Consider the following 23,316-nt stretch of genomic DNA (forward strand, 5'->3'; position numbering starts at 1 on the left):
CGGGTCCGGGAGCCGCCCGGGGCGTTGTCCACAGGCCGCCGAGCCCTGGGCGTCGGGTGCCGACGTCGGGGGCACGCTGAGCGGTGCGGCAGCCGTCCCACGGTCGCCGTCGACCGCCCCGCCGTGCTCCCAGGAGGCCCCATGCCGCTCGCCCAGGACCCGTCCGCCCCCGTGCCGCGCTCCGCGCTGACCGCGCTCGACCCCACGGGTGCCGCACGGGTGCACTCGTCGCTCGACGACCAGGCCGACTGCCTGGACGCGGTGGCCCGCTACGTCCTCGTGCACTGCAGCGACCTGGACGCCTTCTCGGGCCTCGCCGGAGGGGTGCGGGGGCCGTACGCGGCCGCGTTCGAGCGGGCGTCGTCGGCCCTGGTGGGGGTCGCCTCCCGGTCGCGCGGACGGGCCGCGGCGCTGCGGCGTGCGGCGGACCTCCTGGTGGCGGCCGACGACACGGGGGCCGAGGCCATGGCGGCGCTGCGGGCCCAGGTGGGCGATCCGGAGGAGTACGGCGCCGTCCTGCCCCGCGGGGCCACCGCGGCGCTGGCCACGGGCGACGTGGCTGCGGCCGCGACGGCGAGCGAGGCGGCGCACCTGCTCGATCGCTGGCGGCCTTCGCTCGCGGAGGTCGGGTACGCCTCCGTCTTCGCGCTGGGGGCGACCGGCGCCGACCTCGTCTCCTCGCTCGGCTCGATCGAGCGGGGCGCGGAGGCGCTGCGCCGGCAGTCGGACGGGCGGTCGGACGGGCAGTCGGAAGGGCAGCCGGGCGGGGAGGCGGACGGGTGACCGCGGCTCTCTCTGGCACGCTGGTCGGGCCGAGCAGCCAGGCGTCCGGGGCACTGCTCGCCGACGTCCGCGCGCGCTTGCTGCCGCTGGCCCCGGCGGGGTGGCTCCTGGCCGAGGTGATCGGGGTCGACCCGATCGCGAGGCTGCTCGACGAGCTCGCCGGGGGCTACGACCGCATCGACGTGATGGCCCAGGCGTGGGACGCGGCGGGGGAGGCGCTGTCGCTGCTGGCGGACGACCACCGCGACCTGGCGGCGCAGCTGCCCGGCGTGTGGCAGGGGCTGGCGCCGGTGGCGGCCGCGGGCAGCCTGCGCGCAGCCGCGGACGACCTGGAGGCGCGCGCCCGGGCCGTCCGGCAGGTGGCGGCCTGCCTGCGCTGCCTGCTCCAGGCGATCCACGACCTCTGCGTCCTGGCGGCCGACCTCGTCGACGAGGCGCTGGCGGTCGGGCTCACCTCGCTCGCCCTGGGCCCGGTGGGGTCGGGGGTGAAGCTGCTCGTGGAGGGTCCGCGGCTGGTCTCGCTGGCCCGGTCAGCCGTCGCGGCGGTCTCGGTGGCACGCGGCACGCTCGTGGGGCTGCTCCAGGCGCTGGCGGCGCTGGAGGCCGTCATGACGGTCACCGGTGACCTGGCCGCCGGAGCGGGGATCGCCACGGACGGCGCGGCCGCGGTGAGCCTGGCGTGGACCGGCTGACGCGTCCTGCGTCGCCGGCCCACGCCGGGCCCCCGGAAGGGGTGCGGGTCAGGCGCAGAGGCCGTTCTCGGCCGCCGTGGTGGCCTTCTCCTGCTCCTCGGTGCTCTGCGTCGCGCTGCTGCTGGCGGACTTGGTGCTGCCCACCGGGTCGCTCGCCGAGATGGCGCCCGACTGCAGGCTCTTGGGCAGCGGCTTGTCCTGGCGGATCGCCTTCCACAGCTTCTTCGCCGATGGTGCCCACACCAGGCGGTTCGGGTCGGGCTCGTACTCCTCGAACGGCACCGTCACGAACTGGATGTTGTCCAGGCCGGTGTCGGCGAACGTGAGGGCGAGCTTCGCGAGCTTGGAGACGGTGCCCAGGCCGCTGTCGAGCGTGAGGCTGCTGGTGGCGGCGTTGAGGAAGCTGACCACCTTGTTCGGCTGCGTCAGCGTGCCGGCCGAGACCACCTGGTTGATCATCGAGGCGATGAAGGCCTGCTGCCGCTTCATCCGGCCGATGTCGGAGTTGGCCGAGAGCACGTAGCGCTCGCGCACGTAGTTCAGCGCCTGACGGCCGGTGAGGACCTGGGTGCCGGCGTCGAAGTGGATGTGGTGCTCGGAGTCGTCGACCTCGGTCGGGATGCACACCTCGACGCCACCCACGGCGTCGACCATGTCCTCGAAGCTGGCGAAGTCGACCACCACGTAGTCGTCGATGTAGATGCCGGTGAGCTGCTCGACGGTCTGGATGGTGCAGGCCGCGCCGCCCACCGCGAACGCGGTGTTGAACATCTCCAGGTCGCCGCCGGCGATGGTGTTGCCGTCGGAGTCGGTGCAGTCCGGCCGGGTGACGAGGGCGTCGCGCGGCAGCGAGACGCCGTAGGCGCGGGTCCGGTCGGCGGAGATGTGCAGCAGGATCGTGGTGTCCGAGCCGCCGCCCCCGGCCTCGCCGTCGATGGCGCAGCCGTCGCAGGAGCGGGTGTCGCTGCCCATCACCAGGATGTTGAGCGCCGTGGTGGGCTCGGAGTCCGTGCTGGCCGTCTCGGTGGCCTTCGTGGGCCGGTCGCTCAGCTGGCTGGTCACGTCCTCGACGTCCAGGTTGCTGTTGAGGTGGTCGTAGACCACGGTCACGCCGGTGGCGGTCGCGATCGCGAGCACCATCTGGGTGGCCACCAGGGCGATCAGCACGGGGTGGCGCCACAGGCGGCGGGAGCGGACGCGGCGGTGTCGCCGGCGTCCTCGGCGGGGGGCGTCCGCAGCCGGGTCGCCGGTGGTGCCGGGCGTCGCGGCGTCGTTCGCGGAGGGGTCCTCGTCGGGCATGGAAGAGATAGTGACAAATTCAAGGCGAGATCGCGCGCATGCCGAACACCTGAGCGGGTGACTCGCAGCGCATTCTCAGAGAAGGCACAGTGTCTTTGCCGTGCCGAGTGACTCGGGCCACCTCCTGCCCGCGGGCGTGGGGGAGCGGGCTCCCGGCGTCGCCTGGGTGTTCGATCCGCGGCCCTTCCAGCGGTGTCCGATTCCCGCCGGAGCCCGTCGGCGGGCCCAGGCATGATGGCGGCCATGAGCACTCCCTCGGTCGAGCGTCCGGTCATGGACGACGACGCCCGCTACACGGCGGTGCTCGCGCGCGATCGCCGCTTCGACGGGCGTTTCTGGACCGGGGTGCGCAGCACCGGCATCTACTGCCGACCCTCGTGCCCCGCGCGCACCCCTGCCCGCCGCAACGTCGAGTTCCACCCCAGCGCCGCCTCGGCCCAGGCCGCCGGCTTCCGGGCCTGCCGCCGGTGCCAGCCGGACGCGACCCCGGGCAGCCCCGACTGGGACCTGCGGGCCGGCACGGCCGACCGCGCCGTCCGGCTCATCGCCGACGGCGTCGTGGACCGCGAGGGGGTGCCCGGCCTCGCGGCCCGCCTGGGCTACACGCCCCGCCACCTCGGGCGGGTCCTCACCGCCGAGCTGGGGGCGGGGCCGCTCGCGCTGGCGCGGGCGCGTCGTGCGCTCACGGCGCGCGCGCTCGTCGAGAGCACGGACCTGCGGATGAGCGAGGTCGCGTTCGCGGCGGGCTTCTCCAGCGTCCGCCAGTTCAACGACACGGTGCGCGAGGTGTACGGCGTCGCGCCGGGGGCGCTGCGCCGGGGGAGCGCGCAGCCCGCGACGCTCGAGGGTGCCCTGGCCCTGCGGCTGGCGGTCCGCACGCCCTTCGACGGGCCGGCACTGCTCGACTTCCTCGCCTACCACCTGGTGCCGGGCGTCGAGGTGGCCCGCGACGGCTGGTACGCCCGGACGCTCGACCTGCCCCACGGCCCGGGCGTCCTGCGGCTCGACCTCTCGGACCCGTCGACCGCGTCCGCCCCGCCCGGGACCGCGATCCTCGTGGCGGAGGTGCGGGTGAAGGACCTGCGCGACCTCGGCGCGGCCCTGGAGCGCACCCGGCGACTGGTGGACGCCGACGTCGACCCCGCGGCGGTCGCCGCCCACCTCGGTGGTGACCCGCTGCTCGGCCCGCTCGTCCGGCAGCGACCCGGTCTGCGCGTCCCGGGCCAGACCGACGGCGCGGAGACCGCGCTGCGCACGGTCGTGGGGCAGCAGATCAGCGTGACGGGCGCCCGCACCGTCCTGGGCAGGCTCGTCGCCGAGCACGGCGAGGAGGTGGAGACAGGCGTGCCGGGCCTGACCCACCTCTTCCCGCGTCCGGCGGTGCTCGCGGAGGTCGACCCCGAGGGCCTGCCGATGCCGCGTGCACGGGGACGCGCCCTCGTGGGGCTGGCGGCGGCCGTGGCCGGAGGCGACGTCGACCTGGAGCGGGGGGCCGAGCGGCCCGCCGTCCGGGAGGCCCTGCTGGCGCTGCCCGGCATCGGCCCCTGGACCGCCGACTACGTGGCGATGCGGGCGCTGGCCGACCCCGACGTCTTCCTGCCCACCGACGTGGGCGTGCGCACCGCCGCGACCCGGCTGGGGGAGGACCCCGCCGCGGTGGTGGCCCGCTCCGGCGCCTGGTCGCCGTGGCGCAGCTACGCCCTCCTGCACCTGTGGCAGACGCTCATGCCGTCCGCCGTGCCCGCTCCCCACCCTCAGGAGAACCGATGACCTGGACCGTGACCGACAGCCCGGTGGGAGCCCTGCTCCTGCGCGAGCACGACGGAGCTCTCTGCGCCATCGCCTTCGAGCCGTACGAGGTGCCGCCGGCGAGCGAGCGCGACGACGCCAGCCCGGTGCTGGTCGAGACCGCGCGCCAGCTGGCGGAGTACTTCGCCGGGGCACGGCGGGACTTCGACCTGCCGCTGGCGCCCGCGGGCACCGACTTCCAGCAGCGGGTGTGGGCCGAGCTGGTGGCGGTGCCCTGGGGCGAGACCGCCAGCTACGGCGAGATCGCGGTGCGGCTCGGGATGACCCCGGCCGCCTCCCGCGCCGTCGGGCTGGCCAACGGGCGCAACCCGATCCCGGTGGTCGTGCCGTGCCACCGGGTGATCGGGGCGAACGGCACGCTCACCGGCTACGCGGGCGGGCTGGCGCGCAAGCAGGTGCTGCTGGACCTGGAGCGGGACGTCACCGACGCCCTCTTCTGAGGGTCGGGTCTGAGGGTCGGGTCTGAGGGTCAGACGGTCTCGCCGGCGGCGCGGCGCAGGGACTCCGAGAGGCGCTCGGCCGCGGCCATGACGGCGGGTGCGTGCATCCGGCCGGGCTGGCGCGAGAGGCGCTCGAGCGGGCCGGAGACCGAGACCGCCGCGATGATCTTGCCGCTGGGCGCGCGCACGGGCGCGGAGACGGACGCGACGCCCTGCTCCCGCTCGCCGATCGACTGGGCCCAGCCGCGGCGACGGATGCCCGAGAGGGCGGCGGCGGAGAAGGCCGCGTTCTGCAGCCCGCGGTGGAGCCGCTCCGGGTCCTCCCACGCGAGGAGCACCTGGGCCGCGGAGCCCGCGCGCATGGTGAGCTGGCTGCCGACCGGGATCGTGTCGCGCAGGCCCGAGGGACGCTCGGCCGCGGCGACGCAGACGCGGTGCTCGCCCTGGCGGCGCCAGAGCTGGGCGGACTCGCCCGTGATGTCGCGCAGCCGGGCCAGGACGGGCCCGGCGGTGGCGAGGAGGCGGTCCTCACCGGCGGCGGCGGACAGCTCCGCCAGCCGCGGACCGAGCACGAAGCGTCCCTGCATGTCCCGCGCCACCAGGCGGTGGTGCTCCAGCGCCACCGCGAGGCGGTGGGCGGTGGGTCGGGCCAGTCCGGTGGCGGTCACGAGACCGGCGAGGGTCGCCGGGCCGGACTCCAGCGCGGTGAGGACGAGGGCGGCCTTGTCGAGGACGCCGACTCCGCTGCTGTCCATCTGCTCTCCTGCTGCGCGGCGGGCACGCGGCCCGCGTCGTACGAGGTCAGGACCGGTGCGAGGCCCCGGCCCGTGCGTCGTCCATCTCGGATGACGGGACAACTGTCTCATACATTGGACTCGTAGGCGTACAGTTCTCCTGTCGCCGGGTGAGGTGCGTCCTCCTGGACCGCCCGCCGCGACGCGTCCCGCCCGACGTCGGCCCCCGCCGGCCGGCCGCGGCGGGGCCACGAACCACAACGGTCGCCACGAAGGAGTGCGTCATGGGCAAGACACAGGGTCGGACGCTGTCCGAGAAGGTCTGGGACGAGCACGTCGTCCGCTCGACCGCCGGGGAGCCGGACCTGCTCTACATCGACCTCCACCTCATCCACGAGGTGACGAGCCCGCAGGCCTTCGACGGCCTGCGCCTGGCCGGTCGCCAGGTCCGCCGCCCGGACCTCACCCTCGCCACCGAGGACCACAACGTCCCGACGCTGGACTGGGACAAGCCGATCGCCGACCCGGTCTCCCGCACCCAGGTCGAGACCCTGCGCAAGAACGCCGAGGAGTTCGGCGTCCGGCTGCACCCGCTCGGCGACATCGACCAGGGCATCGTCCACGTGGTCGGCCCCCAGCTCGGCCTCACCCAGCCCGGCATGACCATCGTGTGCGGCGACTCCCACACCTCCACGCACGGCGCGTTCGGCGCGATCGCGTTCGGCATCGGCACCTCCGAGGTCGAGCACGTGCTGGCCACCCAGACGCTGACGCAGGCCAAGCCGAAGACGATGGCCGTGACGGTCAACGGCTCGCTGCCCGACGGCGTCACCGCCAAGGACCTCGTGCTCAACCTGATCGCCCACACCGGCACCGGTGGCGGCCAGGGCTACATCGTCGAGTACCGCGGCCAGGCCATCGAGGAGCTCTCCATGGAGGGCCGGATGACCATCTGCAACATGAGCATCGAGTGGGGCGCGAAGGCGGGCATGATCGCCCCCGACCAGACCACCTTCGACTACATCGAGGGCCGCAAGGAGGCGCCGAAGGGCGCCGACTGGGACGCCGCCGTCGCCCACTGGAAGACGCTGCGCACCGACGACGACGCGACCTTCGACAAGGAGATCGTGCTCGACGCCTCGACGATGACCCCGTTCGTCACCTGGGGCACCAACCCGGGCCAGGGCGTGCCGCTCGGCGCCTCCGTGCCGGCCCCGGCCGACTTCGAGGACGAGCAGGACCAGATCGCCTGCGAGAAGGCCCTCACCTACATGGGCCTCGAGGCCGGCACCCCGATGCGCGAGGTGAAGGTCGACACCGTGTTCGTCGGCTCCTGCACCAACGGCCGCATCGAGGACCTGCGCCTGGCCGCCGAGGTCATCAAGGGCCGCAAGGTCGCCGCCGACACCCGGCTCCTGGTCGTCCCCGGCTCGGTGCGCGTGCGCCTCCAGGCCGAGGACGAGGGCCTGGACGTGATCTTCAAGGAGGCGGGCGCCGAGTGGCGCGGCGCCGGCTGCTCGATGTGCCTGGGCATGAACCCCGACACCCTCACCCCCGGTGAGCGCAGCGCGTCGACCTCGAACCGCAACTTCGAGGGTCGCCAGGGCAAGGGCGGTCGCACGCACCTCGTCTCCATCCCGGTCGCGGCGGCCACCGCCGTCCGCGGCACCCTCTCCTCCCCGGCCGACCTCGAGCCCGTCCAGGCCTGAGCGCGCGAGTCACAAGGAGCCACTGACATGGACAAGTTCACCACCCACACCGGCGTCGGCGTCCCGCTCAAGCGCAGCAACGTCGACACCGACCAGATCATCCCGGCCGTCTACCTCAAGCGCGTGACCCGCACGGGCTTCGAGGACGGCCTGTTCGCCGCCTGGCGCAACGACCCGGAGTTCGTCCTCAACAACGAGGCGTACGCCCAGGGCACCGTGCTGGTGGCCGGCCCCGACTTCGGCACCGGCTCGTCCCGCGAGCACGCCGTCTGGGCGCTGCAGAACTACGGCTTCAAGGCCGTCATCTCGGCCCGGTTCGCCGACATCTTCCGCGGCAACTCCGGCAAGGCCGGCCTCCTGGCCGCCCAGGTCGACGAGAAGGTCGTCCAGAAGCTGTGGACCCTGCTGGAGGACCAGCCGGGCGCCGAGATCACCGTCGACCTCGAGGCCCGCGTCGTGCGCGCCGGCTCCGGCGACGACGCGATCGAGGAGTCCTTCCAGATCGACGACTACACCCGCTGGCGCCTCCTCGAGGGCCTCGACGACATCGGCATCACCCTCGGGCACGCCGACGACATCGACGCGTTCGAGAAGACCCGCCCGTCCTTCAAGCCCGTCACGCTCTGACCGGGCGCTGACAAGGCGCTGACCCGGGCGCTGACAAGGCGCTGACCGGGCCCGCACGGGTCCCCGACCCACGACCACCGACGCGCCGTCGGGGGTCCTGGGTCGGGGACCGTGCGTTTTTCCGGGGCTCAGAAGAGGCCGAGGCGGTCCAGCACGCCGCGGGTGCGGGGGCCGACGCCGAAGCTCGCCGCGGTGGCGAGGTCGACGAGGTCGTCCACGTCGCGGCGCACGGACCCGAGGGGGACGTCGGTGCGGGTCGTGAGGTCCACGCAGCCCGCGGAGGTGTGGGCGGACGCCGAGCCGCCGCCGTACCGCGGGACGAACCGGGCGGCCGGGGCGGTGTAGAGGGTCGTCCCCGTGCCGGCGGCGTCCGGCACGAACGCCTGGCCGTCGTCCTCGAGGACGCCGAGGGCGGCGACCAGCGCCGCGTCCAGCTCGTCGGGCACCAGACCGGGCAGGTCGGCGGTGAGCGCGACGGGGAACAGGTCCGGCCAGCGCCGGGCGGCCTCGGCCGCGGACTGGGTCAGCGACTCGTTGAGGCCGGTGGCACCGTCCGGCAGGCAGGTCGCCCCGGTGGAGGCGAGGGTCGTCGCCAGGGCGGCGTCGTCCGTGGCGACCAGCACCCGGGCCACGCCCCGCGCGGCGAGGCACGCGGCCACCGTGTCGGCGGCGAACGCGTCGGCCAGGGCGGTCCGCGCCTCGTCGTCCACGCCCTGGAGCCTGCTCTTGCCCCGCACCGGCGGCTTGACCGGCACCAGGGCGACGAACCGGCCGGGGAGGGCGCCGGGGAGGGCGCCGGGGACGGGGAGCGCGGAGGGGTCGGGGGTCACGGGTGTCGATCCTGCCAAACCACCTGGCGGGCACGAACGAGTAGCCTGCCCCCGGGCGCGGCCGGTGGCCGGCCCGAACCGTGACCAGAGGAGAACGACCCCCGTGACCGTGCGCAGCCTCCAGCAGCCCCGCGGCTGGGCGTGGACGATCGCGGTCGTCATCCTCAAGCCGCTGCTGCTGCTGCTCACCCGCCGGGACTGGCGCCACGGCGAGCGCATCCCCGCCACCGGCGGCGTCGTGCTCGCGGTCAACCACACCTCGCACGTCGACCCGCTCACCACCGCCCACCTCGTCTACGACCACGGCCGCCTGGGCCGGTTCCTGGCGAAGTCCGGGCTCTTCCGCAACAGGTTCCTCGGGTTCTTCCTGCGTGCCGCGGGGCAGATCCCGGTCGAGCGCGAGGGCCAGGGCCAGCTGGCCTACGCGGCGGCGGTGGAGGCCGTGCGCCGTGGCGAGTGCGTGGTGGTCTACCCGGAGGGGACGATCACCCGGGACCCGGGCCTGTGGCCCATGACGGGCAAGTCGGGAGCCGCCCGCATCGGCCTGGAGACCGGCTGCCCGGTCCTCCCCGTCGGGCAGTGGGGCGCCCACCTGCTGCTCGGCCCGTACGCCTCCCGGCCCGACCTGTGGCCGCCCAAGACGATCCACGTCTCGGTGGGCGAGCCCGTCGACCTCTCGGACCTGCGCGAGCGGGGGCTGACCCCCGAGACGGTGCAGGCCGGCACCGAGCGCATCCAGGCAGCGATCGTGGCCGAGGTCGAGGCGCTGCGGGGGGAGACGGCGCCGACCGAGCGCTTCGACCTGCGCAGGGCCCGCGCCGCCGAGCGTGCGGCCCGGGAGGCCCAGGAGGCCGCCGAGCAGGGTCAGGACTCGAGCACCACCATCGACGAGGAGGGTCGCGCATGACCGAGGCAGGACCGTTCGGGAAGGTCGCCGTCCTCGGCGCCGGGTCGTGGGGCACCGCCTTCTCGGTGGTGCTGGCCGACGCCGGCAACGAGGTGACGCTGTGGGCCCGTCGCGAGGAGGTCGCCGCGGCCATCACCTCGGGGCGCGAGAACCCCGACTACCTCCCCGGGCTCACGCTGCCGGACGCCGTGAGCGCCACCCACGACATCGAGCGGGCCCTGTCCGGCGCCGACGTCGTCGTCCTGGCCACGCCCTCGCAGACCCTGCGCGAGAACCTCGTCGGCTGGGCGCCCCACCTCGAGCCCGACGCGGTCCTCGTCTCCCTCATGAAGGGCGTCGAGCTCGGCACGCTCAAGCGGATGAGCGAGGTGATCCACGAGGTCACGGGCGCGCACGCGGACCGGGTCGCCGTCATCAGCGGCCCCAACCTCTCGGGGGAGATCGCCCGCCGGGAGCCCGCCGCCTCCGTCGTGGCCTGCGCGGACGAGGACGTCGCAAAACAGCTCCAGCTCCGCGTGCACTCGCCCGCGTTCCGGCCCTACACCTCCACCGACGTCGTGGGCTGCGAGCTCGGCGGCGCCTACAAGAACGTCGTCGCCCTCGCCGTGGGCATGGCGGTCGGCCTGGGGTTCGGCGACAACACCACCGCGTCGATCATCACCCGCGGCCTCGCCGAGACGGCCCGGCTGGCGACGCGGCTGGGGGCCAACCCGCTCACGCTCATGGGCCTGGCCGGCCTGGGGGACCTCGTGGCGACCTGCTCCTCGCCGCTCTCGCGCAACCGCACGTTCGGCGAGAAGCTGGGGCGCGGGATGACGACGGAGGAGATCTACGCCTCGACCCGTCAGGTGGCCGAGGGTGCGAAGTCCTGCTCCTCGCTGCGGGCGCTCGCCGCGAAGCACGGCGTGGACGCCCCGCTGGTCTCCATCGTCGACGAGGTGGTCACCGGCCGGCTGACGGCCCAGGAGATGGTCGACATCACCCTGGCGCGCGACACCAAGGCCGAGACGGACTGACCGCGGGCTCCTCCGCGGCAGCCGACCAGCCTACCCAGCCGGCTCAGCCGACGAGGTCGTCCAGGGCTGAGGAGAGGTCGGCCCACAGGTCCTCGACGTCCTCGACGCCGACGGAGAGCCGCACGAGCGCGTCGGAGACGGTGCGGGGCTCGCCCGCCCACCGGCGCCGCCGCTCGAGGGTGGACTCCACGCCGCCCAGCGACGTGGCGTGCACCCACAGGCGGGTCTTGCGGGGGAGCAGGTCCGCGGCCAGCGCGCCGCCCCCGAGCTCGATCGAGACCATGGCGCCCCAGCCGGGGTAGCGGACCCGTCCGACCGCGTCGTGCCTGGCCAGCCGCCCGGCGAGCTCGGCCGCGTTCGCGCAGGCCCGCTCGAGGCGCAGGTGCAGGGTGCGCATGCCCCGCAGGGCCAGCCAGGCCTCCAGCGTGCCGGGCACGGCGCCCAGGAGGTCGCGCCGCCCCTTGAGGACGCCGCGCAGCTGCTCGTCCCGGGTGACGAGCGCGCCGAGGAGGGCGTCGGAGTGGCCCGCCAGGTACTTGGTGGCCGAGTGGACGACGATGTCGGCGCCCTGGTCCAGCGGCTGCTGCAGCAGCGGGGTGGCGAAGGTGTTGTCCACGACCACGTACGCGCCGACCTCGTGCGCGGCGGCGCAGATCGCCTCCACGTCGGCCACGTCCAGGTTGGGGTTGGTGGGGGACTCGATCCACACCAGGGCGACGTCGTCGTCCAGCGCGGCGAGCACCGCCTCGGTGTCCGAGACGTCCACGAGGCGCGAGCGCAGCCGCCCGCGCATCTCCAGGTCGGCGAGCTGGCCGAGCGTGCCCTGGTAGGCGGCGTCCGGCGCCAGGACCAGCGCGTCCTGGCCGACCAGGTCGAGGACGCAGGAGACGGCCGCGAGGCCCGAGGAGAACGCGAGCGCGTCACCGCCCTCGAGGTCCCCGAGCGCGGCCTCGAACGCCTGCCAGGTCGGGTTGCCGTAGCGGCCGTACTCGCGGTCGCCCGTGGCGACGTAGACCGAGGCCATCGTGAGGGGCTCGTTGAGGGGGGCGTCCGGGACGTGCGCGGGTCGTCCGGCGTGCACGGCGCGCGTGGCGGCGCTCAACCCGGCGGGCAGGCCGTCGGGAGCCGGGCCGCCGGGAGCCAGGGGAGAGTCGTCGGGGACGGCCGGGAGCGAGGGGGTCTGGTCGCTGTCACTCATCGGGGCCAGCCTAGGTGCTGGCCACCCGAGGTACCGCGGGCGTGCGCGGGGCCTCACCGAAGGGGTGGGTGTCGGGATCGGCCCGCGGCCCCGGTCCCCGTTAGTCTCTGACCCGTGCTGACCACGCTCCTGGGCGGACGCGCCTTCGCCGAGAAGACGGGCTCCGGTCCGACGCAGGTGGTGGCGCTCCACGGGTGGGCGCGCAACCGCGCCGACTGGGCCCCCGTCCTCGACGACACCGACGCCCTCGCCCTCGACCTCCCCGGCCACGGGGCCACCCCCGAGCCCGAGTCCGCCTGGGGCTCGGCGGAGTACGCCGACTGGGTCATCGAGATCCTCTCGACGCTCGACCGGCCGGTCCTGGCCGGGCACTCCTTCGGCGGACGCGTCGCGGTCCAGGTCGCGGCCAAGCGGCCCGACCTGGTGCGCGGCCTCGTCCTCACCGGCGTCCCGCTCCTGCGCCGCCAGCCCGCCGGCGGGGGCTCGAAGCCGGCGCTGGGGTACCGCGTCGTCCGTGCCCTGCACCGCCGGGGCCTGGTCTCCGACGACCGGATGGAGGCCCTGCGGCGCAAGCACGGCTCCACCGACTACGCGGCCGCCCGCGGCGTGATGCGCGACGTGCTCGTCCGCCTCGTCAACGAGGACTACCGCGAGCAGCTCACCACCCTGTCCACCAGCGGCGTCCCCGTCGCGATGGTGTGGGGCGAGCACGACACCGCAGCCCCCGTCCCGATGGCCCGCGAGGCCGTCGACCTGCTGGGCGACGTGGCCACCCTGGCCGTCGTCCCCGGCTCCGCGCACCTGCTCGACGCCGCCCTGGTGGCCGAGCTCAAGCAGGCCGTCGCCGTGCTCGCCACGGACGAGGCGGCCCGGTCGGAGGAGGACCGATGACGCCCCCGGAGGTCGTGAGCACCCTGCTCGTCGTGGTGCTGGTGCTGGTCGCCGACCTGCGCTGGTGGCGGGTGGCGCAGCGCGAGCACTACGGGCCTGGACGGCTCCTGGCGATGACCAGGATCTGGCTGCGGGCCGTCCCCATGACGTGGATCGGCGTCGCCGCCATGATCGTCACGGGGCTCGCGGGGCTCACCGCCCCGCCCGGTGGGCCGCTGGCCGCGCTGGTGCTCGTCGCCTGGCCGCCCGGGCTCGCCCTCTGGAAGGCGTCCAAGAAGCTGGCCTTCACCGCCCGCGTGAAGCGGCTGGTGGCCATCAGCGTCGCCGTGCAGCTCGTCGCCGCGATGCTGCTCTCGCTCGTGGGCGCCGTCTCGCTGCTGCCGCTCCTCGCCGTGCCGCTGCTCGAGCTGGCCCTGCTGATCGCCCAGCCGGTCGAGGCCCGGCTGGCGGCGCGCTGGCAGGTCTCGGCCGCGGAGAAGATCAAGCGGGTCGACCCGCGGGTCGTCGCCATCACCGGCTCCTACGGCAAGACCTCGACCAAGAACTACGTCACCCACCTGCTCCAGGGCCGCTGGTCGACGCTGGCCAGCCCGGCGTCCTTCAACAACGTGCTCGGCCTCTCGCGCGCCGTCAACGACCGGCTCGAGCCGGGCACCGACGTGTTCGTCGCCGAGATGGGCACCTACGGGCCCGGGGAGATCGCCTCGCTGTGCGAGATCTTCCGCCCCGAGGTCTCCGCGATCACCACGATCGGCGAGGCCCACCTCGAGCGGATGAAGACCCGCGAGACGATCGTCCGCGCGAAGAGCGAGATCCTTCCGCCCGCCTCCACCGTCGTCCTCAACGTCGACGTGCCGGAGCTCGCGGAGATCGCCGCCCGCCTGCGCTCGGAGAAGCGCGTCATCGCCGTCTCGGCCGGGGAGCAGCCCGACGCCGAGGTGGTCGTGCGCAAGGTGGACGCCGGGTGGGAGCTCGTCCTCGACGGCACCGCGCACCCGGTGCGACTGCCCGCGGACGTCGGCCACCCGACCAACGTGGCGGTGGCCGTCGGCCTGGCGCTGGCCCTCGACGTCCCCGAGAAGACGATCCTCGACCGGCTGCCCGGCATCCCCGCCACGCCCCACCGGGCGGAGGCCACCACGGGGGCCGACGGCGTCGCGATCATCGACGACACCTTCAACTCCAACCCCACCGGCGCGGCCCGGGCCCTCGCCCACGCCCGCGAGCTGGCGGGGGAGACCGGACGGGTCTGGACGATCACCCCCGGGATGATGGAGCTCGGCCACCACCAGGCCGAGCGGAACGCCGCGCTAGCCGTGGACGCCACCTCCGAGGCCCGCAGCACGCTCTGCGTCGTCGGGCGGACCAACACCCCCGCGCTGCTGGCCGGTGAGAAGGAGCGGACGAAGCGCTTCGCCAGCCGCGAGGCCGCGACCGCCTGGGTGCGCAAGCAGGCACGCGCCGGCGACGTCATCCTCTTCGAGAACGACCTCCCCGACCACTACCCGTGACAGGCAGCCCCACCCCGTGGGGAGCCGGTCGCACCGACGAGGTGCGAGACTGCTCCCCGGGCCGTGACGCGGCCCCGCCGGCCCTGACCCCAGACGCAGCAGGAGAGACCCACACGTGGTGAGCAAGGCAACCGTCGTCTTCGGCGGCCCGTCCGCGGAGCACGACATCAGCATCCTGACCGGGCTCCAGGCAGAGCGCGTGCTCAGCCGTGCCGGTGTGGACGTGCAGTGCCTCTACTGGGCCCGGAGCGAGGACTTCCACCTCGTGCCCACCGGCACCGAGGCCCGGGACTACCTGGGTGGCCCGCCGGCCGGGTCGAAGAAGGTCGAGATCCGGCTGGGCGCGGAGAAGGGCAGCGGTTTCTACCTGCCCGGCATGCGGGCCAAGAAGGTCGAGCTCGGCGCGGTCCTCTCCACCCTGCACGGCGGCGCCGGCGAGTCCGGCGGCGCGCAGGCGCTGTTCTCGATGCTCGGCATCCCCGCCACCGGCGGCACGCTCGCCGCCGCGGCCCTCGGCATGGACAAGCTGGCCTTCGGCGGCGTCATGACCGCCGCCGGCGTCCCGAGCCTGGACCGTCAGCTCCTCAGCGCCACGGCCGAGCCGGGCTTCGAGGGCCCCTACATCATCAAGCCGCGCTTCGGCGGCTCCTCGATCGGCATCGAGGTCGTCGAGGACCTCGAGACCGCTCGCGCGCTGCTGGCCACCAGCCCGCACCTGCGCGAGGGCGCGGTCGTCGAGCCGAACCGGCCGGACCTGTTCGACCTCAACGTCTCCGTGCGCACCGCCCCGACCCTGCAGGTCTCGGACGTCGAGCGCCCGCTGCGCCCCTCCGACGGCGCCATCTACGACTACTCGGCGAAGTACCTGCACACCGAGGGCCTGGCCTCCGCACCGCGCGAGTTCCCGGCCGACATCCCGGACGCGCTGCGCGACCGGATGCAGGAGCTGGCCCGGCGCGTGGTCGAGCTGACCGGGCTCACCGGCGTCCTGCGCATCGACTTCCTCTCCGACGGCGCCGAGGAGCTGTACGTCAACGAGGTCAACTCGATCCCCGGTGCGCTCGCGCTCTACCTGTGGCCGCAGACCACCCCGGCCGAGGTGCTCACCTCCGCGCTGGCCGAGGCGGAGAAGCTGCCGCCGCGCGCCACCTGGAACTACGAGGAGGGCGTCGCGCTGCGCGCGGCCGGTGGCATCGCCTCCAAGCTGGCGGGCCTGCCCGGGGAGCGCTGAGCGCGGACCCGCACCGCACACGCGGAACGGGGAGGCCGCCCGGGGAGGACCCCGGGGGACCTCCCCGTTCGTGCGTCCGCGCCCCGCGGGCGGTGACGTCGGGCGTCAGCCGACGACGTGCGCGATGAGGTCGCGCGTGACCGCCCCCAGCGTGGTCCCCGAGAGGGTGCACGCGAAGGGCATCACCGAGGTCTCGGTCGTGCCCGGGGTGATCGCGGTCTCCAGGACGACGTAGGAGCCGTCCGGGGAGACGATGAAGTCGCTGCGGCTCATCCCGCGCAGGCCCAGCACCTGGTGCGCCTGGCAGGCCGCCCGGCCGAGCTCGGCGATGACGTCCTCGGGGAAGTCCGGCCGCGACAGGCCCACGTACTCGGCGGTGTAGCGCGCCGAGAAGTCGAACTCGTGGCCCTTCTCGTACTCGATCGCGACCGGCGTGAGCGCGCGCAGGCCCTCGGCGTCCTCGATGCAGACGACGCTCACGTCCACGCCCTCCACGAACCGCTCGACGAGGGCGTCGTCGCAGTAGGAGTAGGCGCGCACGAGCGCGGACGGCAGGGCGGCGAGCCCGTCGACGCCGGTGACGCCCAGGGCGGAACCGCCGCGGGTCGGCTTGACCACCACGCGCTCGCCCAGGTGGGCCATGACGTGCTCCATGAGCGCGCTGGGGCCGACGTCGCGGAACGTCTGCGCCGACAGCCCGACGCACTCCGGGGTCGGGATACCGGCCCGGCGCAGGAGCTCGCGGCTGGTGGCCTTGTCCCACGCCACCCGGCAGGCGGCGCTGGGGGAGCCGACGAACGGCATGTCGATGAGCTCGAGCAGCGTCTGGATCTCGCCGTCCTCGCCGAACTGCCCGTGCAGGGCCGGGACGGCCACGGCCACCTTGTCGTTCTCCAGGGCGGTGAGCAGCTGGCGGTCGAAGTCGTAGGCGGCGGCCTCGACGCCCATCGCCCGCAGCTCGCGGACGAGCACGCGGCCGCTGGCCAGGGAGACGTCGCGCTCGTGGGAGAGGCCACCGGCGATGACGGCGACGGGGCCCGACAGCTCGGCGAGCGGGTGCTCGCTGGGACGGTCTGCGCCGGCAGGGTCTTCGCTCATGGGAGAAGCCTCCCACACCCCCCGCGGCACCCGCGGGCGCCTCACTTGCAGCGGTGGACCAGCCGGAGCTCGCGCTTGACGGGCCCGGCCAGCGCCGAGAGGACGGCGAGCGAGTCCGAGCCGCGGCGGGCGGCCGGGACGACCACGGACAGGCGCGGCCGGAAGCCGACGGCGGTGGCCACGGCGTCCACGGAGGAGTCGGCGAGCTGCTCGTCCGGGATGAACCAGCCGACCCCCCGCACGTCCTGGCACGAGGACGTCAGCGCGAGCTCGTCGGGCGCGGCGGTGCCGCAGACGACCGTCACCGGGTCGTCCTCGCCGAAGGTGGCGGTGCCGGCGTCGAGGTCCACGTCCCCGTCCAGGGCCAGCCCGCCGAGCTCGTCACCGAGCCCGGTGAGCAGGTCGTCGCAGCGCTGCTGCGCGGCGGGGGAGAGGTCGACCCGACCGGGCACGTCGGTGGCCGTCGTGGTGGCGTCCTCCGCGGTGCAGCCGGTCAGCGCCAGCGGGAGGGCGAGGACGGCGGCGGCGACCCGCGCGGCGAGCGCGCGGCGGGGGCGCACCGGTGCGGCGGTGACTCTCGGGGGCACTCTCGACCGGGCTCCTTCAGATGTGGACGACGGGGCAGGTGAGCGTCCGGGTGATGCCCGGCAGGCCCTGCACGCGGGAGACGACCAGCCGGCCCAGCTCGTCGACGTTGGCGGCCTCGGCGCGCACGATGACGTCGTAGGGGCCGGTGACGTCCTCGGCGAGGGTGACGCCCTGGAGCTGACCGATGGCGGTGGCCACCTCCGCGGCCTTGCCGACGTCGGTCTGGATCAGGATGTAGGCCTGCACGCCCATGGGGGTCTCCTCGCAGCGGGTGCGCGGCGCCGTTGCCGCGGGCTCGGGAGGGGCTCCGTCGCCGGGGGGCACCCTATCCTCCCGGTCCGTGCGCGGGGCGGGCACGGCGTCGCCCGGGCCCGTCTGGTGGGATGGGGCCATGGCGTCGTCCCACCCCCGGTCCCTCCCCGGCCACCAGCCGCTCCCCGGCGACGCGACCGTCGCCGACGCCGGCGAGTTCGGCCTCATCTCGCGCATGGTCGACCTGTTCGAGATGGGCGAGCACGTGCTCGTGGGGCCCGGCGACGACGCGGCGCTGCTGCGCATCCGCAAGGGCCACGTGGTCGTCTCGACCGACCTCATGGTGGAGGGCCGGCACTTCCGACGCGAGTGGTGCGACGGCGCCGACGTCGGCCGGCGGGCCGCCGCGCAGAACATCTCCGACGTCAACGCCATGGGCGGTCGCGCCCACTCGCTCACGGTGGGCCTGGCCGCCCCGGCGGACCTGCCGCTGGCGTGGGCGCTCGACCTGGCCCGGGGCTTCGCCGAGGAGTGCCGCCTCGTGGGTGCGAGCATCGTCGGCGGCGACGTCACGCGCGCCGACCAGGTCGTCATCTCCGTGACGGTGCTCGGCACGTGCACGGTGGCGCCGGTCCTGCGCTCCGGCGCCCGCCCGGGCGACGTGCTCGCCCTGGCCGGTCGCCAGGGCTGGGCGGCCGCCGGCCTCGCCGTCCTGGCCCGGGGGTTCCGGTCGCCGCGCGCGGTGGTCGAGGCCTACCGGCACCCCGAGCCGCCCTACGCGGCCGGCCCGGCGGCGGCCGAGGGCGGGGCCACCTCGCTCATCGACGTCTCGGACGGCCTGCTGGCCGAGGCGGGGCACCTGGCCGAGGCCAGTGGTGTGGCCATCGACGTGCGCACGGACGCCCTCGAGGTGGCCGAGCCGGTCGCCGCGGTCGGCGCGGCGCTGGGCAGCGACCCGCTCCAGCTCGTCCTGGGCGGCGGCGACGACCACGCGCTGCTGGCCACGTTCCCCGCCGGCGCCGACCTGCCCGCGGGCTTCCGCGAGATCGGCACCGTCGCGGAGGGCAGCGGCGTCACCGTCGACGGCGGGCCGTGGGAGGGCGCGACCGGCTGGACCCACTTCTGACCCCGGACCCCGTTCCGCCCCCTGCACCCGCCCCTGCCCGGGCACAGGGGCGCGGCGTCACCGAAAAGCAGCAGCGGCCGCCGCCCCGAGGGGCGACGGCCGCAGCCGGTACGTCAGGACCGCTGGGTCAGCGGGAGACCTTGCCGGCCTTGAGGCAGCCGGTGCAGACGTTGAGGCGCTTGGGGGTGCCGTTGACGGTGGCACGCACGCGCTGGATGTTGGGGTCGAAGCGACGCTTCGTGATCTTGCGGGACCACGGCCGGTTGTTGCCGAAGGTCGGCTTCTTGGCGCAGATGTCACAGACGGCAGCCACCGTGAACTCCTGTGGATCGGGATCGGGGATTACGTACGATGTTCGACACGAGGTCGACGATGTCGGGCCCTTCCGTGACGAGTGCCTCCCCTGGCGGGGGCGCACCGGTCCGGCCGGGGCAACCACAAGAGAGTAGCCGAGGCGGGGCGGTCCGGACGAATCGCGGTCGGCGCCACTAGGCTCGCCGCCGTGACCACCGCACCGACCAGCGTCGACCTCGCCGTCGTGCAGCGGTTCGTGGACGCTGCGACGGACGCGCTGGCCCAGGTGCGCGAGGAGGTCGACGACCTCAACGTCTACCCGGTGCCCGACGGCGACACCGGCACCAACATGTACCTGACGCTGTGCTCCGGCCGCGACTCCTTCGTCGAGCACCTCGCCGAGGGGGCGGAGGAGCCCGGCGCGGCGCTCGCCGCGCTCGGCCGCGGCGCGCTGCTGGGGGCCCGCGGCAACTCGGGGGTCATCTTCTCCGAGATGCTCCGCGCGATCGCCGTGCACGTCGCCGCCGCGGAGCCGGGTCGCCGGCACGCCACGGTGCTGGCCGACGCCATCACCGCCGCTGCCCGTGCGGCGTGGGAGGCCGTGGGCTCCCCGGTCGAGGGCACGATCCTCTCGGTGGCCCGCGCCGCGGCGGAGGCCGCCCAGGAGGCGGCCGACGCCGCCGACGCACGGGTCCGCGACGTCCTGGTGGCCGCCTCGACGGCCGCGCGCACCGCGCTGGCCGCCACCCCCGGCCAGCTGCCGACGCTGGCCGCCGCCGGGGTCGTGGACGCGGGTGGACGCGGCCTGACCGCCGTCCTGGACGCCGCGACCTCCCTGCTCACCGGTCACCGGCCCGAGCCGGTGGTCTCCCGGGTCGAGCCCGACCCGTCGGCCCGCGTGGCGCGACCCGGCGTGGAGGAGGGGGAGGGCGGCGAGGCCCACCCGTCCCCGGCCTTCGAGGTCATGTACCTGCTGGAGGCGGACGCCGAGCGCCTGCCCGCCCTGCGGGCCCGGCTCGACGCCCTCGGCGACTCGCTCGTGGTCGTCGGCGAGGACCGGCTCTGGAACGTCCACGTCCACGTGGACGACGCGGGGGCGGCGATCGAGGCCGGCATGGAGGCGGGTCGCCCGCACCGCATCCGGGTCACCCACCTCGCCGAGGACGTCCACCGTCACCACGCCCGGCACGGGCACGACCACGCCGGCGTGCACCCGCACCTGGCGGACGTGGCGGTGAGCGGCGTCGGGCGCGCCGCGGCCCCGCCCGAGCCGACCGTCCCGCTCGGGACGCCCGGTCGCGCCCGCGGCCGCACGGTCGTGGTCGTCTCCGCCGGGCCCGGTCTGGACGCGCTGTTCGTCGAGGCCGGCGCGGTCGTCGTGCGGGGCGGCCCGGGGCGGCTGCCGTCCACCGGGGAGCTGCTCGAGGCGATCCTGGCCGCGGGCACCGACGAGGTCGTCGTGCTCACCAACTCCGGTGACGTCGTGCGCTCCGCCGAGGTGGCGGCCTCCACGGCGCAGGACGACACGGGCGTCCGCGTCGCCGTCGTGCCGACCCGCGCCCAGGTGCAGGGGCTGGCCGCGCTGGCCGTGCACGACCCGCACCGCGGGTTCGACTCCGACGTGCGCGAGATGACCGCGACCGCGCGGCAGGTCCGCGACGGCGCCGTCACCGTGGCGGCCCGCCCCGCCATGACCATGGCCGGGCCGTGCACGCCCGGCGACGTGCTGGGCGTCGTCGCGGGCGACTTCGCCGTGGTCGGCGACGACCTGGACACGGTCGCGGTCGAGGTCGTCCAGCGGCTGCTCGCCGGCGGCGGCGAGCTGCTCACCGTCGTCGCGGGCGCCGAGGACACCGACGGGGCCGCCGCGCGGGTGGCGGCCTGGGCGGAGCGCCACCACCCGGTGGTCGAGGTCGTCGTGTACGACGGTGGCCAGGAGCGCTACCCGCTGCTGCTGTCGGTGGAGTGAGCGACGCTGTCCCGCACCAGCCGCACCAGCCGCACCAGCCGCACCGGCACGAGGAGGCCGCAGCCGTGATCACCCTGGACTCGCCGGTCGAGACCGTCCTGGGGGAGGCGGGCGCCAAGCGCAAGCGGATCGTCGAGGGCCTCGGCATCCGGACGGTGGGGGACCTTCTCGCCCACCACCCCCGCCGCTACGTGCGCACCGGGGAGCTCACCGAGCTCGACGCCCTCACGGAGGGCGAGGTGCTCACGGTCGTGGGGAAGGTCGCGGAGTCGCGTGAGCGGAAGTACACCGACCGGCGCACCGGGCGGCCGGCGTTCCGGCTCGAGGTCACGCTGGCCACGGGCGGCCCCGACCTGCGGATGACGTTCTTCGCCAAGAGCGGTGGCGTCGCCGCCTACCAGGCGCGTCGGCTGCCGCCGGGCCGCCGCGGGATCTTCCAGGGCAAGGCCAGCCGGTTCAACGGCCAGTGGCAGCTCACCAACCCGCAGATGGTGCTCATGGGCACCCCCGGCGAGGACGCCGCCCAGCTCGCGCTCGAGAACCTCGGCGACCTCTACCCGATCTACCCGCTCACCAAGGGCGTGGAGTCGTGGGACCTCCAGCGGGCCGTCGCGTTCGCGCTCACCGTCCTCGACGACCTGCCCGACCCGCTGCCCGCCGACGTGCGCGAGCAGCAGGGCCTCGTCGACCTGCGCCAGGCGCTCGCCTGGATCCACGCGCCCGACGACTTCGCCCAGGTCACCCGGGCCCGCAAGCGGCTGGCCTTCGACGAGGCCCTCGTGACGCAGCTGGTGCTCGGCCGGCGCCGCCGCGCCGCCGCCGCGCAGGGCGCGCGTCCGCGCACCGGTGGCGGAGGGCTGCTGGCCGCGTTCGACGCCCGGCTGCCGTTCACCCTCACCGCGGGGCAGGTGCGGGTGGGGGAGGAGATCTTCGCCGACCTGGCGCGCGACCGGCCGATGAACCGGCTCCTCCAGGGCGAGGTCGGCTCCGGCAAGACGCTGGTGGCCCTGCGCGCCATGCTCCGGGTCGTCGACTCCGGCGGCCAGGCGGCGCTGCTCGCCCCCACGGAGGTCCTCGCCCAGCAGCACCACCGCAGCCTCGTGGCCATGCTGGGCGACCTCGCCGCCGGCGGGATGCTCGGCGGTGCCGACGAGGCGACGCGCGTGGAGCTCCTCACCGGCTCCATGACCCGCACGCAGCGCACCGAGCCGCTGCTGCGGCTGGCCTCGGGGGAGTCCGGGATCGTGGTGGGCACGCACGCCCTGCTCCAGGACACCGTCCAGCTGGCCGACCTCGGCCTCGTGGTCGTCGACGAGCAGCACCGCTTCGGCGTCGAGCAGCGCGCCGCCCTCGCGGACAAGGCCGACGGGGTGCCCCCGCACGTCCTGGTCATGACGGCCACCCCGATCCCGCGGACGGTGGCCATGACCGTCTTCGGCGACCTCGAGACCTCCGTCCTCGACGAGCTGCCCGCCGGCCGCGCGCCCATCCAGTCGACCGTGGTGCCCCTCGCCGAGGCCCCGCACTGGGCCGAACGGATCTGGGCGCGCGCCCGGGAGGAGGTCGGCAAGGGCCACCAGGTCTACGTCGTCTGCCCGCGGATCAGCGGGGACGAGGACGAGCCCGCCGACCCCGCCGACGCCCCCGCCGACGCCCCCACCCGGGCCGAGGAGCCCGCCGACCAGGAGGCGGCCAAGCGGCCGCTGGCGGCGGTCGAGGAGGTCGTGGCGGAGCTCGCCGGCGGTCCGCTGGCCGGCCTGCGCGTGCGGCCGTTGCACGGCCGGATGGCCGCCGACGAGAAGGACGCCACGATGCGCGCGTTCGCCGCCGGCGAGGTCGACGTCCTCGTCTCCACCACCGTGATCGAGGTCGGCGTGGACGTCGCGAACGCCACGACGATGATCCTGCTCGACGCCGACCGCTTCGGCATCTCCCAGCTGCACCAGCTCCGGGGTCGCGTCGGTCGTGGCGGGCTGCCCGGGCTGTGCCTGCTCGTCACGCACGCCGAGGCGCTCTCCCCGGCGCGCGAGCGGCTGGACGCCGTCGCCTCCACCAGCGACGGCTTCGAGCTCTCCCGGGTCGACCTCGAGCTGCGGCGCGAGGGCGACGTGCTGGGGGCGAGCCAGTCGGGCCTGCGCTCCAGCCTCCAGACGCTGCGGGTGCTCCGGGACGAGGAGACGATCGTGGCGGCCCGGGAGGTCGCCACGAGCCTCCTGGACGCCTCGCCGGACCTCGCCGCGGCGCCGCTGCTGGCCGAGCGGGTGACGGACCTGGAGCGCACCGCGGCCGCGGCGTTCGTCGACCGCTCCTGA

At 75.1% G+C, this 23,316-nt stretch carries 22 protein-coding genes; 14 read left to right on the top strand and 8 right to left on the bottom strand.

Going from position 1 to position 23,316, the window contains the following annotated elements:
- Nucleotides 1-141 precede the first annotated feature (141 nt).
- Both E8D37_RS13205 and E8D37_RS13210 read left to right on the top strand, forming a co-directional pair.
- A complete protein-coding gene (locus E8D37_RS13205; RefSeq protein ID WP_136570242.1) occupies nt 142-783 on the top strand; it encodes a hypothetical protein in 642 nt (213 codons plus the stop codon).
- Nucleotides 780-1,475, top strand: coding sequence for a hypothetical protein (locus E8D37_RS13210; protein WP_136570243.1), 696 nt, complete (start codon nt 780-782; stop codon nt 1,473-1,475). Before E8D37_RS13205 ends, E8D37_RS13210 begins: the two co-directional genes overlap by 4 nt.
- A 48-nt stretch (nt 1,476-1,523) precedes the next feature.
- Here the strand turns inward: E8D37_RS13210 and E8D37_RS13215 are convergent, their stop codons facing one another.
- Nucleotides 1,524-2,774 (bottom strand): LCP family protein, encoded by a 1,251-nt coding sequence (locus E8D37_RS13215; RefSeq protein WP_136570244.1) that lies wholly within the window; start codon nt 2,772-2,774, stop codon nt 1,524-1,526.
- 243 nt (nt 2,775-3,017) lie between these two features.
- Between E8D37_RS13215 and E8D37_RS13220 the strand changes: the two genes are divergently transcribed.
- A complete protein-coding gene (locus E8D37_RS13220) occupies nt 3,018-4,544 on the top strand; it encodes an AlkA N-terminal domain-containing protein (protein WP_276606494.1) in 1,527 nt (508 codons plus the stop codon).
- Nucleotides 4,541-5,023 (top strand): methylated-DNA--[protein]-cysteine S-methyltransferase, encoded by a 483-nt coding sequence (locus E8D37_RS13225; RefSeq protein ID WP_136570245.1) that lies wholly within the window; start codon nt 4,541-4,543, stop codon nt 5,021-5,023. Before E8D37_RS13220 ends, E8D37_RS13225 begins: the two co-directional genes overlap by 4 nt.
- 29 nt (nt 5,024-5,052) lie before the next feature.
- Here the strand turns inward: E8D37_RS13225 and E8D37_RS13230 are convergent, their stop codons facing one another.
- Nucleotides 5,053-5,778 carry an IclR family transcriptional regulator gene (locus E8D37_RS13230; protein WP_136570246.1) on the bottom strand — a complete coding sequence of 242 codons (726 nt, stop codon included), beginning with the start codon at nt 5,776-5,778 and terminating at the stop codon, nt 5,053-5,055.
- Between the two features lie 263 nt (nt 5,779-6,041).
- Between E8D37_RS13230 and leuC the strand changes: the two genes are divergently transcribed.
- On the top strand, nt 6,042-7,466 hold the full coding sequence (gene leuC / locus E8D37_RS13235; protein WP_136570247.1) for a 3-isopropylmalate dehydratase large subunit: 1,425 nt from the start codon (nt 6,042-6,044) through the stop codon (nt 7,464-7,466).
- Between the two features lie 27 nt (nt 7,467-7,493).
- The gene (gene leuD, locus E8D37_RS13240; protein ID WP_136570248.1) at nt 7,494-8,093 is read left to right on the top strand and encodes a 3-isopropylmalate dehydratase small subunit; all 600 of its coding nucleotides are present in this window, start codon (nt 7,494-7,496) and stop codon (nt 8,091-8,093) included.
- Nucleotides 8,094-8,221: 128 nt separating this feature from the next.
- Here leuD and cofC read toward each other — a convergent pair whose 3' ends face one another.
- Nucleotides 8,222-8,923 (bottom strand): 2-phospho-L-lactate guanylyltransferase, encoded by a 702-nt coding sequence (gene cofC / locus E8D37_RS13245; protein ID WP_240770413.1) that lies wholly within the window; start codon nt 8,921-8,923, stop codon nt 8,222-8,224.
- Between the two features lie 103 nt (nt 8,924-9,026).
- Between cofC and E8D37_RS13250 the strand changes: the two genes are divergently transcribed.
- Together E8D37_RS13250 and E8D37_RS13255 are read left to right on the top strand one after the other, a co-directional pair.
- A complete protein-coding gene (locus E8D37_RS13250) occupies nt 9,027-9,830 on the top strand; it encodes a lysophospholipid acyltransferase family protein (protein WP_136570250.1) in 804 nt (267 codons plus the stop codon).
- Nucleotides 9,827-10,846, top strand: a complete 1,020-nt coding sequence (locus E8D37_RS13255; RefSeq protein ID WP_136570251.1) for an NAD(P)H-dependent glycerol-3-phosphate dehydrogenase — start codon at nt 9,827-9,829, stop codon at nt 10,844-10,846. The genes E8D37_RS13250 and E8D37_RS13255 overlap by 4 nt, the downstream gene beginning before the upstream one ends.
- A 43-nt stretch (nt 10,847-10,889) precedes the next feature.
- On the opposite strand, the gene E8D37_RS13260 is transcribed toward E8D37_RS13255, so the two are convergent.
- Nucleotides 10,890-12,044: an aminotransferase class I/II-fold pyridoxal phosphate-dependent enzyme gene (locus E8D37_RS13260; protein WP_136570252.1), complete on the bottom strand. Its 1,155-nt coding sequence runs from the start codon at nt 12,042-12,044 to the stop codon at nt 10,890-10,892.
- 114 nt (nt 12,045-12,158) lie between these two features.
- Between E8D37_RS13260 and E8D37_RS13265 the strand changes: the two genes are divergently transcribed.
- From E8D37_RS13265 to E8D37_RS13275, 3 genes are all read left to right on the top strand, one after another.
- A complete protein-coding gene (locus tag E8D37_RS13265; RefSeq protein ID WP_136570253.1) occupies nt 12,159-12,935 on the top strand; it encodes an alpha/beta hydrolase in 777 nt (258 codons plus the stop codon).
- Nucleotides 12,932-14,446, top strand: coding sequence for a UDP-N-acetylmuramoyl-tripeptide--D-alanyl-D-alanine ligase (gene murF / locus E8D37_RS13270; RefSeq protein ID WP_136570254.1), 1,515 nt, complete (start codon nt 12,932-12,934; stop codon nt 14,444-14,446). Before E8D37_RS13265 ends, murF begins: the two co-directional genes overlap by 4 nt.
- Nucleotides 14,447-14,564: 118 nt before the next feature.
- Nucleotides 14,565-15,677 (top strand): hypothetical protein, encoded by a 1,113-nt coding sequence (locus E8D37_RS13275; protein ID WP_168929751.1) that lies wholly within the window; start codon nt 14,565-14,567, stop codon nt 15,675-15,677.
- A gap of 105 nt (nt 15,678-15,782) precedes the next feature.
- On the opposite strand, the gene E8D37_RS13280 is transcribed toward E8D37_RS13275, so the two are convergent.
- Genes E8D37_RS13280 through E8D37_RS13290 form a run of 3 tightly spaced genes read right to left on the bottom strand, consistent with a single transcriptional unit; the run spans nt 15,783 to nt 17,615 of the window.
- Nucleotides 15,783-16,775 carry an ATP-grasp domain-containing protein gene (locus tag E8D37_RS13280; RefSeq protein WP_240770414.1) on the bottom strand — a complete coding sequence of 331 codons (993 nt, stop codon included), beginning with the start codon at nt 16,773-16,775 and terminating at the stop codon, nt 15,783-15,785.
- Nucleotides 16,776-16,816: 41 nt separating this feature from the next.
- Nucleotides 16,817-17,362 carry a DUF3515 family protein gene (locus E8D37_RS13285; protein WP_136570256.1) on the bottom strand — a complete coding sequence of 182 codons (546 nt, stop codon included), beginning with the start codon at nt 17,360-17,362 and terminating at the stop codon, nt 16,817-16,819.
- 16 nt (nt 17,363-17,378) lie between these two features.
- The gene (locus tag E8D37_RS13290) at nt 17,379-17,615 is read right to left on the bottom strand and encodes an Lrp/AsnC ligand binding domain-containing protein (protein WP_136570257.1); all 237 of its coding nucleotides are present in this window, start codon (nt 17,613-17,615) and stop codon (nt 17,379-17,381) included.
- Between the two features lie 139 nt (nt 17,616-17,754).
- Between E8D37_RS13290 and E8D37_RS13295 the strand changes: the two genes are divergently transcribed.
- Nucleotides 17,755-18,741: a thiamine-phosphate kinase gene (locus tag E8D37_RS13295; protein WP_136570258.1), complete on the top strand. Its 987-nt coding sequence runs from the start codon at nt 17,755-17,757 to the stop codon at nt 18,739-18,741.
- A gap of 127 nt (nt 18,742-18,868) precedes the next feature.
- Here the strand turns inward: E8D37_RS13295 and rpmB are convergent, their stop codons facing one another.
- Nucleotides 18,869-19,054, bottom strand: a complete 186-nt coding sequence (gene rpmB, locus E8D37_RS13300; protein ID WP_136570259.1) for a 50S ribosomal protein L28 — start codon at nt 19,052-19,054, stop codon at nt 18,869-18,871.
- Nucleotides 19,055-19,243: 189 nt separating this feature from the next.
- Between rpmB and E8D37_RS13305 the strand changes: the two genes are divergently transcribed.
- On the top strand, nt 19,244-21,004 hold the full coding sequence (locus E8D37_RS13305) for a DAK2 domain-containing protein (protein ID WP_136570260.1): 1,761 nt from the start codon (nt 19,244-19,246) through the stop codon (nt 21,002-21,004).
- 65 nt (nt 21,005-21,069) lie between these two features.
- Nucleotides 21,070-23,316 (top strand): ATP-dependent DNA helicase RecG, encoded by a 2,247-nt coding sequence (locus tag E8D37_RS13310; protein WP_136570532.1) that lies wholly within the window; start codon nt 21,070-21,072, stop codon nt 23,314-23,316.

Origin of the sequence: Nocardioides sp. GY 10127, assembly GCF_004919085.1 — a bacterium.
In the GTDB taxonomy this organism is placed as follows: Bacteria; Actinomycetota; Actinomycetes; order Propionibacteriales; family Nocardioidaceae; genus Nocardioides.

What these genes read in the sequence shown, in the direction of transcription:
- E8D37_RS13220 (WP_276606494.1), top strand. Translation starts at nt 3,018, where the DNA reads ATGAGCACTCCCTCGGTCGAGCGTCCGGTCATGGACGACGACGCCCGC.
- E8D37_RS13215 (WP_136570244.1), bottom strand. Translation starts at nt 2,774, where the DNA reads ATGCCCGACGAGGACCCCTCCGCGAACGACGCCGCGACGCCCGGCACC.
- E8D37_RS13295 (WP_136570258.1), top strand. Translation starts at nt 17,755, where the DNA reads ATGGCGTCGTCCCACCCCCGGTCCCTCCCCGGCCACCAGCCGCTCCCC.
- E8D37_RS13205 (WP_136570242.1), top strand. Translation starts at nt 142, where the DNA reads ATGCCGCTCGCCCAGGACCCGTCCGCCCCCGTGCCGCGCTCCGCGCTG.
- E8D37_RS13230 (WP_136570246.1), bottom strand. Translation starts at nt 5,778, where the DNA reads ATGGACAGCAGCGGAGTCGGCGTCCTCGACAAGGCCGCCCTCGTCCTC.
- leuC (WP_136570247.1), top strand. Translation starts at nt 6,042, where the DNA reads ATGGGCAAGACACAGGGTCGGACGCTGTCCGAGAAGGTCTGGGACGAG.
- leuD (WP_136570248.1), top strand. Translation starts at nt 7,494, where the DNA reads ATGGACAAGTTCACCACCCACACCGGCGTCGGCGTCCCGCTCAAGCGC.
- E8D37_RS13225 (WP_136570245.1), top strand. Translation starts at nt 4,541, where the DNA reads ATGACCTGGACCGTGACCGACAGCCCGGTGGGAGCCCTGCTCCTGCGC.
- E8D37_RS13260 (WP_136570252.1), bottom strand. Translation starts at nt 12,044, where the DNA reads ATGAGTGACAGCGACCAGACCCCCTCGCTCCCGGCCGTCCCCGACGAC.
- E8D37_RS13255 (WP_136570251.1), top strand. Translation starts at nt 9,827, where the DNA reads ATGACCGAGGCAGGACCGTTCGGGAAGGTCGCCGTCCTCGGCGCCGGG.
- murF (WP_136570254.1), top strand. Translation starts at nt 12,932, where the DNA reads ATGACGCCCCCGGAGGTCGTGAGCACCCTGCTCGTCGTGGTGCTGGTG.
- E8D37_RS13290 (WP_136570257.1), bottom strand. Translation starts at nt 17,615, where the DNA reads ATGGGCGTGCAGGCCTACATCCTGATCCAGACCGACGTCGGCAAGGCC.
- E8D37_RS13280 (WP_240770414.1), bottom strand. Translation starts at nt 16,775, where the DNA reads ATGAGCGAAGACCCTGCCGGCGCAGACCGTCCCAGCGAGCACCCGCTC.